Here is a 14,196-nt window from a genome sequence, read left to right as displayed (position 1 = left end):
TGGAAAAACACATAAAAAGACCGCAGTAATATAGACTGCGGTCAATATAAACATAAATTCACAATAGAAAATTCATTCTAAAGTCTATCTATATAAAGACAACAGTACTATAAAAATATAAAGTTTTCATTTCGCTGTAGACGTTAGTTTTAATCATTTTTACAGTACCTCCCTCTCAAAATTATTTTCTACACTGAAAATTATATTGCATAAATATTAGCTTGGCAATACTTTTTTATAAAAAAAGTGTAAATTTAGAATATTTAATCAAACTGTAATTATCTACTAAAAATATCCAAATTATGTAATACTTTGTCAAATACATCCATTTTCAGTAATTACATAATCCATTTGCTTATCATGCTCTTCCTTTGGTATTTTATCAAAGATTTGAACATCAAAAGCCAGTGCACAGGTGAAAGCATCTTCTCGTAGCTTTTCGATGAAGGTATCATAATATCCTCCGCCGTATCCCATTCTATACTTATCCTTTGAAAAAGCAACACCTGGGGTTATAACAAAATCTATATCAGCTGGGGAGACTTCTTTTATTGATTCTTTTTTTGGCACTCTGATATTGTAAAAATCTAGTTCCAAATCATCTGATAGACTTTTAATTTCTGAAAGCAGTAATGTTCTAGTGCCTTTAATAGAGATAGGAACAACCACTTTTTTACCTTTCTTAAAGAGATTTTCAATCAATTCATCAGTGAGAACTTCGCTTCTGAAATTTAAATAAACCATCACAGTATTAGACTTTTGATATGAATCTAGATTTTCAAGATGTGCTTTTATTAAAGCAGATTTTTCCTGTATTTCTTCTGTTCTTAAGGTATTGCGCTTATCTAGAGCCATTTTTCTAAAAGCCTTTTTATCATTTAGCAAGTTTTCCAATTTAAATCCTCCTCTTCATTAAAAAGAATCTATCAAATCTTCTGCAAAATATGAGCTTCGAACAAGTGGAGCAGAAGCAATGCTTTTGAAACCTAAATCTGAAGCTATAGCCTTGTATTCATCAAACTGTGCTGGAGAGACATATTCCTTTACTTTTATATGCTTAGAAGAAGGCTGTAAATACTGACCTAGAGTGAGTATATCACAATCCACACTACGCAGACATTTTAATGTTTCTACTACTTGGTCGCTTTTCTCTCCTAGACCAAGCATTAAACCAGACTTTGTATATATTTTAGGTTTTGTTTTTTTAGAATACTCAAGTACTTCTAGAGACCTTTTGAAATCTGCCATAGGTCTTACATCTAAGTAAAGCTCCTTAACAGTTTCTATGTTGTGATTTAGTACTTCTGGGTTTGAATTTAAAACTATATCTAGACAATCCTTCTTGCCTTGCATATCAGGAATAAGAAGCTCAATTGTCACATTAGGATTTTCTAAGCGAACAGCATTTACAACCTTTGCAAACTGATTTGCACCTTGGTCAGCTAAGTCATCACGAGTAACAGAGGTTATCACTGCATGACGTAGCTTTAATTTTTTAACTGCCATAGCTACGTTTTTAGCTTCATCTAAATTTACTTCCTCTGGAGATTCCTGAGTAACATTACAGAATCTGCAGTTTCGCGTACAGTTTTTTCCTAATATCATAAAGGTAGCAGTTCCTCTTTCAAAACACTCCATTTTATTTGGACAGTTTGCTTCACTGCAAACAGTATTTAGAGATAAACTAACTAGGATGTTGTTTACATTTTGAGTTTTAGCTCCGTTTTGAAGCTTTACTTTTAACCAGTCTGGTTTTTTCATTAAATATCCCCTAACGTAATAAAATAGTTTCAAGTAGAGCTGATATAAAGCTTTCATTATCAAGTCCCATAATGAAATCAGAAATACATGTATCAGCTAAGGCGTTATGTATTTTTTCTTTTTCTAATTCTAGTCCTAAAAACATAGTTTCAAGTTCTTCTATAGAGTTTTCGCCAAAAAAATCACCAAAAATTTTGAAATCATAAATGATATTATTTTTGACTGTTAAATTAAAATCGAGTATTCCAGAAGAAAGTACAATCGAATATGAAGTGTTGTAGCTTGTATTTTTACCGAAATTCCAAGAAGCTGTTCTAAAGCGCTTTTGAGCAATTTCTTCAATTTTTTCAATATCAGAGGATGTAAGTATATAGCTTGATTTTATTGAATATGTATCTTTTATATAATTTTCAAGATAGGCTTTAAAATCATGTAAATCCATTTTGTTTTCTAGATAATCTGATATATTTGCAACCCTAGAAGAGACAGATTTTACAGCTTTGTTTTGGAACTTAAGAGGGTGAGTATTTAGTGCCTTTGTCAATTTATCCATCTTTACATCATAGAGTAAGGTTCCATGGTGAAGCACCTTATCCTCATAAAAATACTGTGCGTTACCTGAAATTTTTTTACCTTCAATTGTTATATCATTTCTGCCTGTGAACTGAGCGTCTACAGCTAAAGATTTAAGAGCGTCGATTACAGGACTAGCAAAACGGCTGAAAGAGTGGTCGTCTGATTTTTTTGATATGAATGTAAAGTTCATATTTCCTAGGTCGTTATAAACTGCGCCACCACCTGAAAGTCTTCTAACAACATCGATGTTATTTTCGCTTACATAAGCTGAATTGATTTCAGCAAAGGTATTTTGATTTCTTCCAATCAATATAGATGGGCGGTTTATCCAGATAGTGAATATTTCTTCATCATATTCTGATAAAAAATATTCTTCTAGAGCATGGTTGAAAAATGGGTCATTACTTGTATTTACAACATGTATCATAGATATCTCCTTTAAGCTTTAAATACTTGTATATACATTATTATACAGTTTTATGAATAATAAATCAGCTATATTTGTAAGATTCTGAAATATATTTTGTAATTGTAATTTAATCTTATAAATTTTACCTTGGTGCAAATTCTTGCTATAATGTAATTTGGTAGTTAAGTAAATTGTTTGAACTTAAATTAAGATTCAGGAGTGGTATATATTGATAAAATTTGAGAATGTTTCAAAGTCGTATAAGGGAGAAAAATTCGCCCTTGAAGATATAAATATAGATATTAAAAAAGGGGAGTTTGTATTTTTAGTAGGTTCCTCTGGAGCAGGAAAATCTACATTTATTAAACTGCTTTTAAAAGAGGAATCTCCTACAACGGGAAGAATAATTATAAATGATATAGATACGACCGAGCTATCTAGAAGAAAAATTCCCAAGCTAAGAAGAAGCATGGGAGTTGTTTTTCAAGATTTTAGATTGCTTCCAAACAAAACTGTTTATGAAAATATTGCATTTGCAATGGAAATAACGGGAAATAAAGCCAAGGATATCAGAAGAAAAGTTCCTACTATACTGAGCATGGTGGGTCTGAGTGATAAGGCAAAATCTTATCCTTCTGAACTATCTGGAGGAGAGCAGCAAAGGGTGGGATAGCTAGAGCTATAATCAACAATCCTGCACTTCTTATAGCAGATGAACCGACGGGAAATCTAGATCCTAAAAATGCTACTGAAATTATGAAGCTCCTTAAAGATATTAATAATCGTGGAACCACTGTTTTAGTTGCTACCCATGCTAAAGATCAAGTTGATAAAATGATGCAAAGGGTAATAGCTCTAGATCATGGAAAGCTGGTTAGAGACGTAGAAAGGGGCCTATACAACGATGCTAAATAGTATTGCTTATAATATTTCAGAGGGTACTAAAAGCCTATGGAGAAACAGAGGTATGTCCGTAGCGTCTATAGCTTCGGTTGCAGCATCTCTATTTGTTTTAGGAATTGTGCTATCTATAGTAATAAATATAAACAATTTTGCCATAATTGCTCAAAAGCAGTTTGATAATATACAGATATTTCTGGTTGATGAAATGCAAGCAGATGATATAGCTAGGTTTAAAAGAAAGATTGAGAACATACCTGGAGTAAGCAAGGTGGATTTTGAATCCAAGGATATGGCTATGGAGAAGCTAAAAGATAGATGGGAAGATGATGCTTATCTATTAGATGGGCTAGAAAATCCGCTTCAAAATTCTATGATAATAGAGCTTACGAACATAAGTCTAGCGGATGAAGTTGTAAAGCAGATTCAAGATGACGATTACATAGATAGTATAAGCTATTACAAGGATGTAATTGACAAAATGCTTACTATATCTAGAATAATTAGTACAGCTGGACTTGCAATCATCTTACTCTTATCTATAGTGTCTTTGTTTATTATTGCAAATACAATTAAGATAGCACTTTATGCAAGAAAAAGAGAGATTAATATAATGAAATATATAGGAGCTACAAACTGGTTCATACGCTGGCCATTTATAATAGAGGGAATGACTCTGGGCTTTTTGGGAGCGGCTATTGCACTAGGCTCTGTATACGTTTTGTATGGGTTTATATTTTCTAAGCTTTCATCAGAAGCGTATTCTCTTATAGGAGGGTATCTTCTACCTATAAGCACTATTTTTGACAATATAGCAATTATTTTTGCGTCGATGGGAATTGGAATCGGAGTACTTGGAAGTCTAGTTTCTCTTCGTAGATATTTAAAGGTATAGGAGGAAAATCAATGAAAAAACTTATATCTTTGATGGTTTCTATGGTTATGATATTTGGTAGTATTTCATTTGCTTCAAATTATAATAATCAACTTAATAATGTAAATAAGAATATAAAAAATGTAAAAGATGAACTAAAGAATAAGCAAAATGTAGTTAAGGATATAAACAAGATTATTTTAGAGCTAGATGCAAAGATAGATGAAAGTGAGCAGAAGATTTCAGTTATTCAAAATGATATTGCAAAAACTCAAGCTGAAATTGATGTAACTCAAAAAGAAATAACTAAATTAGAGGATAATATAGACACAAATACTGATCTGTTAGGTAGCAGATTAAGAGTAATGTATAGAACCTCTGATATAGATTATTTTCAGATTTTACTTAACTCAAGTGATATGGAAGAACTTTTGTCAAACATGACTATGATAAAAAAAATAGTCAAAAATGATAAGGAAATTTTAGCAGATCTTAAAGAACAAAAAGATAGCGTGGAAACTAAGAAAATTAGTCTTCAAAAAGAAGAAAAAAGAATGTCTACATTCAAGGCATCACTGGAATCAGAACAGAAGGTTCTGGAGAAAAACATGCAAGAGCAAAACAGCAACAAGCAAATGGTTGTTAAGGATATTGAAAAATTAAAGCAGATGGAAGATGCTTTAATCAAGGAAGCAAATGACCTGCAGAGCAAGATTAGAGAACTTCAAAAAACAAAAGGTATTGGAGGAAACTACAAAGGCGGGGTTATGGCTTGGCCAGTATCTGGAGGAGGAAGAGTAACATCTAGCTTTGGTTATAGAATACATCCAATTTTAAAGGAAAAGAAGCTTCACACAGGTATGGATATAGCTGCACCAAGTGGAACAGGGATATTTGCTGCAAATGATGGAAGAGTTATATTTGCAGGGACAAAAGGCTCTTATGGAAAAGCTGTTATAGTAGACCATGGTGGAGGAATAGTAACGCTTTATGCTCACTGTTCATCGATTTTGGTATCTGATGGACAGGATGTAAAAAAAGGCGAAACTATTGCAAAGGTAGGCTCTACTGGATATTCTACTGGTCCTCATCTTCATTTTGAAGTCAGAGTAAATGGCGACTATGTAAATCCAGCATCTTATATTGGAGGATAAGCTTAAATTTGTTTTATAAAAGAGCGGAGGCTATAAATTGATATCTAAAAAGAAAGCTGTCATAGGAGCAGTCTTATTAATGGCTGTGACATTTTTGCTCACAAACATATTCAATGTTACTATTGGAAATAAAGTTATTATATCTAAAAGTGATTATCAGGAATTTCAAAAACTTTCTAAAGTCAGATTTTTAAAAGATAGAATTGAAGATGAATTTTATCAAGATGTAAAGGAAGAAGACCTTATTGCAGCTATGGAAAGAGGAATATTCGATGGCCTAGATGATCCTTATTCTCAGTATTATACAAAGGATGAATTCAAAGATTTGATGGAGATGACATCTGGAAGCTATGTAGGTGTAGGAATTGTGGTTTCTCCAGGAGAGGATGGCTTTATAACCGTTGTTGCGCCAATAGAGGATACTCCAGCAGAAAAAGCAGGCATTTTGCCTGGAGATAAGATAACTAAAGTAGATAAGGTCAAATATTCAGCCAAAGAAATGGATAAAGCTATTTCTATTATTAAAGGAGAGCCTGGAAAAGAGGTTGTTCTTTCTATAATAAGAGAAAATAAACCAGAATTTGATATTACTATAAAGCGCGAGCAAATTCTTATAAAATCAGTAAAATCTGAAATGATGGATGAAATAGGCTACATGAGAATATCTAGCTTTGATGAAAGAACTGGAGAAGAGTTTGATGAAAACCTATTAAGCCTTAAAAATAATAATCCAAAAGGACTTATTATAGATTTAAGAGATAATCCAGGTGGATTACTAGATCAGGTTAAAGAGGTTGCAGATAGTATTCTTGGTGAGGCTACCATAGTATATACTGAAGATAGGGCAGGAAATAGACAATATCTAAAGTCAAATTCCTCAGGAAAACTTGATATTCCTCTAGTTATACTTGTAAATGAAAACAGTGCATCAGCTTCTGAAATACTCGCTGGAGCAGTGAGGGATAACAAAGCCGGAACTCTTGTTGGAACGACTACCTTTGGAAAGGGCCTAGTTCAAAATGTAGTTCCGCTAAAAGATGGATCAGGCTATAAAATTACTATGGCTCAGTATTTCACTCCAAACGGAGAATACATCAATGAAAAAGGAATTACTCCAGAATATGTTGTAGAAATAGGAGAAGAAGATACCGAAGATGTACAGCTTAATAAAGCAATAGAAGTAATTAGAGAAAAAAATAAATAAATTGTATTTTCTTCATAATTCCTTCACAATTTAATCTTATACTTTGATTATAGAAGGACAATATAGTCCTTGATAAATTTGAAGGAGATGGATATAATGAGAAAATTTAAAACTATGGCACTTGCACTTTCTATGACAGCACTTCTTTCTACAGGAATGGTGTTTGCAGCAGAATATAGTTCACCTATTGAAGTGCTTTCTAATTTAACTGGTTCATCAGTAGAAGACATCTATGAGCAAAGAGGGGACAAAACTCTTGGAGCTATAGCTCAGGAAAAGGGTGTTTATGATGAGTTTAAATCAGGTATGATAGAAAGCAAAAAAGCTATTTTAGAGCAAAGAGTAAAAGATGGAGTTTTAACTCAAGAACAAGCAGATGTTATACTAGAGAGAATGGAAACTAATATTGCTAATTGCGATGGTACTGGTGTAATGATGGGTAACGGTATAGGAAAAGGCGCTGGCTGTGGATTTGGACTAGGAAATGGTCAAGGAATGATGAGAAATGGTAATGCTCCTCAAAATGGCCAAGGATTTGGACAAAAAAATGGAATGAAATTTAATCAATAATAAGTTTAGCAAGTAGATGATAATTAATTATTAGAGATTACTGAATTTAAAGACCCTCAAGAACTTTTCTTGAGGGTCTAATTTTTAGTTAAATAAATTTCACAGCGTAAATTCATTTGATTTAAGTTAATTAACTATGAAATTGTATGTTTTATATTGAATTACTTAATTACAGCAGGAGTATATGTTCTTGCTGCAAGCTCTTTGTTCATCATAAATAAGCCATTTGGGTTGCCATTAACTAGTTTTATTTGCTCTAAAAGACCATTTGCAGTATCTTCTTCTTCAACCTGCTCTTTTACGAACCACTGAAGGAAGTTTTGAGTTGCATAGTCTTTTTCTTCTATAGCGATAGTCATTAGATTGTGGATAGAACGAGTAACTAGTTGCTCATGAGCTAAAGTTTTTTCGAATATATCTATCTCGTCTTTGAAATTAGAATCAAATGCTGCTAAATCCTTTAGTACTACATCTCCACCTACGCTGTAAGCATAGTTGAATAATAAGTATGCGTGGTCTCTTTCTTCTTGAGCTTGGACATGGAAAAAGTTAGCAAAGCCATTTAAGTTTTTCCCCATAAAGTATGCTTCCATTGCAATGTATGCATAAGAAGATTCAAACTCCAATTTAATTTGCTCGTTGATTGCGTTTAACATTTTTTCACTTATCATGTAATACACCTTCCTTATCTAATTATTGTGTCTCTCTTAATTGTACCCAATTAATAAGAAAATAACAAATATTTATATATAAAAATTATTCTTGACATTTTTCAGACTAATAATATAATAACATCTAGACAGGTAAAATTTTATATTTAAAACTTATATAATAGGTGAAGAAGCAACCGCTTTGAAAAAACTTCAATTGGGTTGCTTTTTTTTGTGGAGGGAAACTATGACTATGATAGAAAAACTACAGATTAATAATGAACAGAAGGTATTTTATAGAAGAGTTATGATGCTAACAATACCTATAATAGTACAAAATCTTATAGCGTCACTACTCAATCTTATGGATACTGTAATGATAGGTAGACTAGGTGAACTATATCTAGCTTCAGTTGGAATAGCAAACCAATATTTTTTCTTTTTTACATTGATGTTATTTGGTGTAAATGCAGGATGCTCAATTTTCATATCTCAGTTTTGGGGAAAGCAAGATGAAGTGAGTATTAAGAAAACTGCGGCACTTGCTATAAGCTTTAGCTTTGTAATTGGAATTTTATTTATGTTAGCTGGAATATATTTTTCTGATGAAATCATATCTGTATTTAACTCTGACAAATCAGTACTAGCAACTGGAGGCGATTATTTAAGGATAGTTGCTTTTAGCTATATATTTACAGCAATAACTGTAGGCTTTGCTTTTTCGTTAAGAAGCACAGAAAATACTTTTGTGCCTATGGTGGGAAGCATAGCAGCTCTAGTAGTAAATGTAGTGCTGAACTATATTTTGATATTTGGGAAGCTAGGCTTTCCCGCTATGGGAGTAAAGGGAGCGGCTATAGCAACTGTTATTGCAAGAATAATAGAAACTATGATAATCTTAATTTATGTGTATAAAAAAAGTAATTTGCTCAATATTAATTTCTCGCATATTAAAATGCTAGATTTCAAGTTTATAAAAGTAGTGTATGCTGGAATGCTTCCAGTGCTTATAAATGAGTTTGTTTGGGGACTTGGAAATCTTACTTATAATGTCATATATGCAAGAATGGGTATAGGAACGGCAGCGGCTATACAGGTTACGAGCACTGTTATGAACCTTCTTATGATAGTAATAATTGGACTTGGAAATTCGGCTATGGTTATCGTGGGTAAAGAAATAGGTGCAAAAAGAGAAGATTTAGGTAAGTTATATGCAAAAAGACTGTATAAGTTTGCTCTGATTATAGCTATAATTATAGCAACGGTAATATTTTTAACAGCAAACGATTTTGTATATTTTTTCAAAATGTCAGATACAGTTCTTAATGATACCAAAAGAATTTTGTATGTAAATGCTATACTTCTCCTTATAAGAAGCTACACTTTTATAATGATAGTTGGAGTTTTAAGAGGTGCAGGTGATTCAAAATATGCAGTTAAAATACAAGGGCTTACTCTTTGGACCATAGGTATTCCTATGGCGTTTATAGGAGCATTTATTTTGAATTTAGATGTATATTACGTAGTAGCATTAACAGGTATGGAAGAAATAGTAAAATATATATTTATTAGAAGACGCTTTAAATCAGGAAAATGGATTCACAATATGACGAACTAATCTTGGGAGATAATAATGAAAACTGACATAAAAAAAATACTCAGTTTAGCTTGGCCTGTTATGCTGGGAATGGTATTTCAATCCCTTCTAGCTACAGTAGATACCTATTTCATATCTCAGCTTGGTCTTGAGCAATCAGCTTCTTCGGGAATAGCAAATTCAATTTCTGGAGTTGTATTTGTGATGTCTACTCTTGTATCGGCTGGAACCATTGCTCTAATCGCTAGAAGTTTTGGAGAAGAAAACTGGGAAGCTATAAGAAGCATAAGCGGAAATTCTTTGCTACTATCGGCTTGTGTAGGAATAGTTCTAGGCTTATCTGGATATTTTCTTACTACAAGCATTTTGGAAGTTTTTTTTAAGCCAAGTGCTAGCATTCTTAAATATTCATCTGAGTATTTAGGAATTATGTTTCTGGGAACAGTTTTTGTTTTTTTAAACTCTACACTTAGAACTATTCTTCAGGCTATGGGAGACACGAGAACACCTCTTTTTATATTTGGTCTATCAAACATAATAAATGCTATTTTGGATTATATACTTATGTTTATATTTGATTTTGGAATAGCAGGAGCTGCATTTGCGACAGTAATTTCGAATATAGCAGCAAGCATAGCAATAGGCTATATAGTTTTTGGAAGAATTTATAACTTTGATTTAAAAAAGCTAACTGAAAGCTTAGGATTTAATCTAAAAACCTCGACTAGAATTTTAAGAATAGGTGGGTGGGCATGCCTTCAGCAAGTAGCAAGGCCTATAACTGGAATGCTCATGTTTAGCTTGGTATACAGCGTTGGAGCAGCAGAAGGTAGTGCGGCATTTAATATAGGTGCTCAATTATTTAATTATACCTTTATTATATTAGGCGGACTTTCAATGGCAATATCTGTAATGGTAGGTCAAGCTTTAGGAAGAAATGACATAGATTCCTGCGATAGTATAATAAAGCAAGGTATGAAGGTAGCAATAATAAATATTTTAGTATTTGGTGTACTTTATATTGCTATTCCAGGGCAGATAATTGGGCTTTTTAGAGATGAACCACTAGTTGTGCAGTATGGAATTTCTTATATGAGGATAGTATATGCTGGTATTATTTTTGTGGCGTGGACTTCTATTTATTCAGGCGTGTTTCAAGGAGCTGGAGATACCTTTCCACCTATGATTTCTGCTATGGTTGCAAATGTAGTTTTAAAGCTGCCACTAGCATATTTACTTGCATATCCTTTTAAACTTGGAATTGATGGTGTATGGATAGCTATATCCTTATCAGTTGTAATAGAAGCATTAGGAATCATATGGTCTTTTAGAAAAGGAAAATGGAAGCAAAAGCAAATATAGCTTAGAAGTGGGGGAGATTAAAATTTTTAAGACTCAAGATTCAAAGCAAATAAGAAATTATTTCAAAAAATACGAGCTAGAAACTTTAAACTTGGCAGGGATCATTGACAATGTTTCAGAGGCAGAAATCTTTACTGACTCACTTGATAATCCATCAGGAGTTTTAATTAAATTTAAATACTTTAACTATTTACACACAGAGAGTACAAAATTTTTAGATGAAATGTTTGAAGAGCTTTTCCCTCAAGGAAAGTATGGTTTTGCAGGAACTACAAGATTTCTCACTTCTGAGATTAAAAGGCGCTATAAGATAGACTGGGAAAATGACTGTGATTTTTATTACATGCCTAAGGAAAACTACTCAAATGTAGATTTGAAATCAAATGCCAGTGAAATTGATATTAAAGATGCCGAGTTTATAGACGAAAACTATAATTACAGAAATAGTCATACCATACATGAAATTAAGGATGCCATATCAAACAGACCTAGCTCTGGTATTTATATTGATGGCAAGTTAGTTTGCTGGGTGCTTATACATGAAGATGATTCATTAGGCTTTATGTATACTATGGATGAGCATAGAGGGAAAGGATTTGCTTTAGATGTGTCTTTGGATATATCTAAGAAGATAATAGACAAAGGGAAAATTCCATTTTTACAAATTGTATCTAGTAATCCAATGTCTCCTGGGCTTGCCAGAAAAACAGGATTTGTAAAAAAAGGTCAGGCAGACTGGTTTGGAATTATTATAGAATAATACTAAATAAAATTATATAATCGTATAAAGTAGAAAAATCAGTAATTTATCTTAGTAGAAAATGGAGATGATAATCCAATGAAAGATACTGTTACTTTATGGACTAGGCAAGATAAAAGAATTTTAGAGGTGCTAGAGTCGAAAGGTAGATTTATTATGGACTCAGCCCATATTGAAGAAAAGCAGATGGACATAGCTCAGTATTACTTAAAGCTATACAACTGGTTTTCTGATAGAGCAAGTAGTCATGTGGAGAGACCATCTGATGTAAAGTACCCTATATGGTGCTCTATAAGTGAAGAATATATGCTGAGAAAAACAGAGGATACTGTTGTTTTAAAGCTAGAAGTTCCAAGAAAAAATGTCATATACTTTAATGGTGGCAGATGGGACATGGTGTTAAATCACATGTATATACCTAGAGATGAAGAGGATGACAGGGCTTTTAAACTAGAGCTAAAAAATAGAGGAATAAATAACAGCTTCACTTTAGTAGACGGACCAAATGCCAATTTTTATCCTGATTTAAAAAGAAAGATTATCGCAAGCTGGGATAGGGTTTTTGAAATAGAGGATTGGAATGACATATTTACTCTTCAAGCTAATATTTGGGAGATTCCTTCTAAGTGGATTCTTGAGATAGAGAAGTAATGACTAGCCATAATCAAAGACTGCTAATAGGTACTCGTGACATGTGTTATATTTTAAGTAAAAGCCAAACTATTAGATTACCTATAGCTTGGCTTTTAAATTACTTTGTAATTATAGCAATTTAGCAAATTCTTTATCAACCTATTATTAAGGTACTAATTAGAGACCTAAGCAATTTTGTCATTTTTCACTGGAGTGCTTACTGGCTTTGGAGCTTTCTTGATATCAGTAATCAGTCCTGTAGCATGTCCCATAGGACAAACCTGACACCATGATCTAGGCTTAAAGAATACTCCCATTAATACTCCAACAACAAAAGAAGCGAACATAAATCTAAATAAAGCAAAGGCTATTTTATCAATTTGTCCTCCTGAATGAATGATTGATAATGATAACATCACAACCATAAGAGTCAAAAGTGCATTTTTGAATTTTTTAGTTTTCATAAATTTTGGAAGATTGTTTTGCATAGATAATTTTTCTAAAAATTTGCCTAAAAAAGATCCTCTAGGACAATAAGCAGAGCAGTGAATTTTTCCTCTGCCTCTTAAAGCATGATAAATAGGCATGGTCATACAGACAATTCCAAATAAGCCGAAATATACATTATATACTGACAAAATAAAAAAACTGATTATTATTATCCATGACCAGCTTTGGTGTGACTTATGTTTTTTCTTAGGTGTATTTAATGGTTGTTTTGCATTGATGTTCATTGATTATGTAACCTCCTGAAATGTATTTTAAAATTGATATATTCAAATATTACGATATATAGATTGATTTGTCAACACTAAAAATGTATTATATAAATTATAGTATGTTAAAATAATAGAAAGTTATGGAAAGTGGTAATTTAGGATATGGAATATTATTATTGATAGTAAGCGAAATCAAAAATTGTAAAATATAAGCATAATTAAAAAGTGAATTGGAGGATATAAATGAATATTTTTATTACTAATGATGATGGAATTGAAGCTATTGGAATCCAAGCCTTGGCAAAGACTATGGCTGAATTTGGTAGTGTTTATGTAGTAGCTCCAGACAAGGAATACAGCGGAATGTCTAGAAGCATATCAATCAGAAAGCCACTAACAGCTAAAAAATATCATATAGCTGATGATATAGTGTCATACAGTCTTGCTGGCTCACCAACTGACTGTGTAAAGGTAGGGATTGAAGGTATTTTTAAAGAAGTAGAATTTGATTTACTTCTTAGTGGGATTAATAGAGGACCGAATTTAGGTAGCGATGTTTTTTATTCAGGAACAGTTTCTGCTGCGCTAGAAGGTTTATACCAGAATATTCCTTCGATAGCACTTTCAAATTGTTCTTTTGACGATGACAGCAATGCCTATGAGCTTATATGTGATAAGTTTAGAGAGTTTTTAAATGGATATCTTAAGAATATGGATAAACAGCAGGAATTTATTCTAAATATTAATTTTCCTGAAAAAATATGTGTAGATAATGAGTTTGCAGTTACTTCTCTTGGTAGAAGAGACTATAATAACGTAATTTTAAAAAGGGATTTGGGAATAGATATCCATGAATTCACTATAGGAGGAGAACCCATAGCTGTAAATGAAGCCTCTGACAATGATGTGTGGATGATTCAAGAAAATAAAATAACTATTACACCTATATATAATTCTTTGTATTCTCATAGTCATTTTGAATATCTAAAAAGTAATTTGTTTTAGCAATTAGTATACAATCAACCAT

At 32.4% G+C, this 14,196-nt stretch carries 16 protein-coding genes; 11 read left to right on the top strand and 5 right to left on the bottom strand.

Annotation, left to right across the window (positions count from 1 at the left end):
* Positions 1 to 315: 315 nt before the first annotated feature.
* From CLOST_RS10525 to CLOST_RS10515, 3 genes are read right to left on the bottom strand one after another with little or no spacing between them, the layout of a single operon-like run.
* Complete coding sequence (locus CLOST_RS10525) at positions 316 to 894, bottom strand: 5-formyltetrahydrofolate cyclo-ligase (protein ID WP_013362301.1); 579 nt, start codon at positions 892 to 894, stop codon at positions 316 to 318.
* Between the two features lie 18 nt (positions 895 to 912).
* Entirely contained in the window at positions 913 to 1,761 is an 849-nt protein-coding gene (gene lipA, locus CLOST_RS10520) for a lipoyl synthase (RefSeq protein WP_013362300.1), read from the bottom strand.
* 10 nt (positions 1,762 to 1,771) lie between these two features.
* A complete protein-coding gene (locus CLOST_RS10515; RefSeq protein WP_013362299.1) occupies positions 1,772 to 2,764 on the bottom strand; it encodes a lipoate--protein ligase in 993 nt (330 codons plus the stop codon).
* 211 nt (positions 2,765 to 2,975) lie between these two features.
* Here CLOST_RS10515 and CLOST_RS14385 point away from each other — a divergent pair, with 211 nt between their 5' ends.
* The 6 genes from CLOST_RS14385 to CLOST_RS10490 all read left to right on the top strand — a co-directional run bounded on the left by CLOST_RS14385 (position 2,976) and on the right by CLOST_RS10490 (position 7,448).
* Positions 2,976 to 3,419, top strand: a complete 444-nt coding sequence (locus CLOST_RS14385; protein ID WP_013362298.1) for a cell division ATP-binding protein FtsE — start codon at positions 2,976 to 2,978, stop codon at positions 3,417 to 3,419.
* Positions 3,420 to 3,502: 83 nt separating this feature from the next.
* Positions 3,503 to 3,661: an FtsE family protein gene (locus CLOST_RS14380; protein ID WP_013362297.1), complete on the top strand. Its 159-nt coding sequence runs from the start codon at positions 3,503 to 3,505 to the stop codon at positions 3,659 to 3,661.
* Positions 3,651 to 4,541, top strand: a complete 891-nt coding sequence (gene ftsX, locus CLOST_RS10505) for a permease-like cell division protein FtsX (protein ID WP_013362296.1) — start codon at positions 3,651 to 3,653, stop codon at positions 4,539 to 4,541. Before CLOST_RS14380 ends, ftsX begins: the two co-directional genes overlap by 11 nt.
* Positions 4,542 to 4,552: 11 nt before the next feature.
* The gene (locus tag CLOST_RS10500; RefSeq protein ID WP_013362295.1) at positions 4,553 to 5,674 is read left to right on the top strand and encodes a murein hydrolase activator EnvC family protein; all 1,122 of its coding nucleotides are present in this window, start codon (positions 4,553 to 4,555) and stop codon (positions 5,672 to 5,674) included.
* A 37-nt stretch (positions 5,675 to 5,711) separates the two neighbouring features.
* Positions 5,712 to 6,878: a S41 family peptidase gene (locus CLOST_RS10495; RefSeq protein WP_013362294.1), complete on the top strand. Its 1,167-nt coding sequence runs from the start codon at positions 5,712 to 5,714 to the stop codon at positions 6,876 to 6,878.
* A 96-nt stretch (positions 6,879 to 6,974) separates the two neighbouring features.
* Positions 6,975 to 7,448 carry a DUF2680 domain-containing protein gene (locus tag CLOST_RS10490; RefSeq protein ID WP_013362293.1) on the top strand — a complete coding sequence of 158 codons (474 nt, stop codon included), beginning with the start codon at positions 6,975 to 6,977 and terminating at the stop codon, positions 7,446 to 7,448.
* Positions 7,449 to 7,609: 161 nt separating this feature from the next.
* Here CLOST_RS10490 and CLOST_RS10485 read toward each other — a convergent pair whose 3' ends face one another.
* Positions 7,610 to 8,119, bottom strand: a complete 510-nt coding sequence (locus CLOST_RS10485) for a ferritin (protein WP_013362292.1) — start codon at positions 8,117 to 8,119, stop codon at positions 7,610 to 7,612.
* 226 nt (positions 8,120 to 8,345) lie between these two features.
* Here CLOST_RS10485 and CLOST_RS10480 point away from each other — a divergent pair, with 226 nt between their 5' ends.
* The 4 genes from CLOST_RS10480 (at position 8,346) to CLOST_RS10465 (ending at position 12,468) form a co-directional block, all read left to right on the top strand.
* Complete coding sequence (locus tag CLOST_RS10480) at positions 8,346 to 9,716, top strand: MATE family efflux transporter (protein WP_013362291.1); 1,371 nt, start codon at positions 8,346 to 8,348, stop codon at positions 9,714 to 9,716.
* A 15-nt stretch (positions 9,717 to 9,731) separates the two neighbouring features.
* On the top strand, positions 9,732 to 11,057 hold the full coding sequence (locus tag CLOST_RS10475) for an MATE family efflux transporter (RefSeq protein WP_013362290.1): 1,326 nt from the start codon (positions 9,732 to 9,734) through the stop codon (positions 11,055 to 11,057).
* A 7-nt stretch (positions 11,058 to 11,064) separates the two neighbouring features.
* Positions 11,065 to 11,817 (top strand): GNAT family N-acetyltransferase, encoded by a 753-nt coding sequence (locus tag CLOST_RS10470; RefSeq protein ID WP_013362289.1) that lies wholly within the window; start codon positions 11,065 to 11,067, stop codon positions 11,815 to 11,817.
* Between the two features lie 78 nt (positions 11,818 to 11,895).
* On the top strand, positions 11,896 to 12,468 hold the full coding sequence (locus CLOST_RS10465) for a DUF3841 domain-containing protein (RefSeq protein ID WP_013362288.1): 573 nt from the start codon (positions 11,896 to 11,898) through the stop codon (positions 12,466 to 12,468).
* Between the two features lie 167 nt (positions 12,469 to 12,635).
* Here CLOST_RS10465 and CLOST_RS10460 read toward each other — a convergent pair whose 3' ends face one another.
* The gene (locus tag CLOST_RS10460) at positions 12,636 to 13,184 is read right to left on the bottom strand and encodes a 4Fe-4S binding protein (protein WP_013362287.1); all 549 of its coding nucleotides are present in this window, start codon (positions 13,182 to 13,184) and stop codon (positions 12,636 to 12,638) included.
* Between the two features lie 228 nt (positions 13,185 to 13,412).
* On the opposite strand from CLOST_RS10460, the gene surE reads away from it, so the two are divergent.
* Positions 13,413 to 14,174 (top strand): 5'/3'-nucleotidase SurE, encoded by a 762-nt coding sequence (gene surE, locus CLOST_RS10455; protein WP_013362286.1) that lies wholly within the window; start codon positions 13,413 to 13,415, stop codon positions 14,172 to 14,174.
* Positions 14,175 to 14,196 lie beyond the last annotated feature (22 nt).

Source organism: Acetoanaerobium sticklandii (assembly GCF_000196455.1).
GTDB lineage: Bacteria > Bacillota > Clostridia > Peptostreptococcales > Filifactoraceae > Acetoanaerobium > Acetoanaerobium sticklandii.
The sequence above is the reverse complement of the archived record's forward strand: the minus strand, read 5'-3'. Positions and strand labels throughout refer to the sequence as shown.

Excerpts from the sequence above, each read along its gene's own strand:
- ftsX (WP_013362296.1), top strand. The coding sequence starts at position 3,651 with ATGCTAAATAGTATTGCTTATAATATTTCAGAGGGTACTAAAAGCCTA.
- surE (WP_013362286.1), top strand. The coding sequence starts at position 13,413 with ATGAATATTTTTATTACTAATGATGATGGAATTGAAGCTATTGGAATC.
- CLOST_RS14380 (WP_013362297.1), top strand. The coding sequence starts at position 3,503 with ATGAAGCTCCTTAAAGATATTAATAATCGTGGAACCACTGTTTTAGTT.
- CLOST_RS10515 (WP_013362299.1), bottom strand. The coding sequence starts at position 2,764 with ATGATACATGTTGTAAATACAAGTAATGACCCATTTTTCAACCATGCT.
- CLOST_RS10465 (WP_013362288.1), top strand. The coding sequence starts at position 11,896 with ATGAAAGATACTGTTACTTTATGGACTAGGCAAGATAAAAGAATTTTA.
- CLOST_RS10480 (WP_013362291.1), top strand. The coding sequence starts at position 8,346 with ATGACTATGATAGAAAAACTACAGATTAATAATGAACAGAAGGTATTT.
- lipA (WP_013362300.1), bottom strand. The coding sequence starts at position 1,761 with ATGAAAAAACCAGACTGGTTAAAAGTAAAGCTTCAAAACGGAGCTAAA.
- CLOST_RS10485 (WP_013362292.1), bottom strand. The coding sequence starts at position 8,119 with ATGATAAGTGAAAAAATGTTAAACGCAATCAACGAGCAAATTAAATTG.
- CLOST_RS10500 (WP_013362295.1), top strand. The coding sequence starts at position 4,553 with ATGAAAAAACTTATATCTTTGATGGTTTCTATGGTTATGATATTTGGT.
- CLOST_RS10460 (WP_013362287.1), bottom strand. The coding sequence starts at position 13,184 with ATGAACATCAATGCAAAACAACCATTAAATACACCTAAGAAAAAACAT.
- CLOST_RS10490 (WP_013362293.1), top strand. The coding sequence starts at position 6,975 with ATGAGAAAATTTAAAACTATGGCACTTGCACTTTCTATGACAGCACTT.
- CLOST_RS10475 (WP_013362290.1), top strand. The coding sequence starts at position 9,732 with ATGAAAACTGACATAAAAAAAATACTCAGTTTAGCTTGGCCTGTTATG.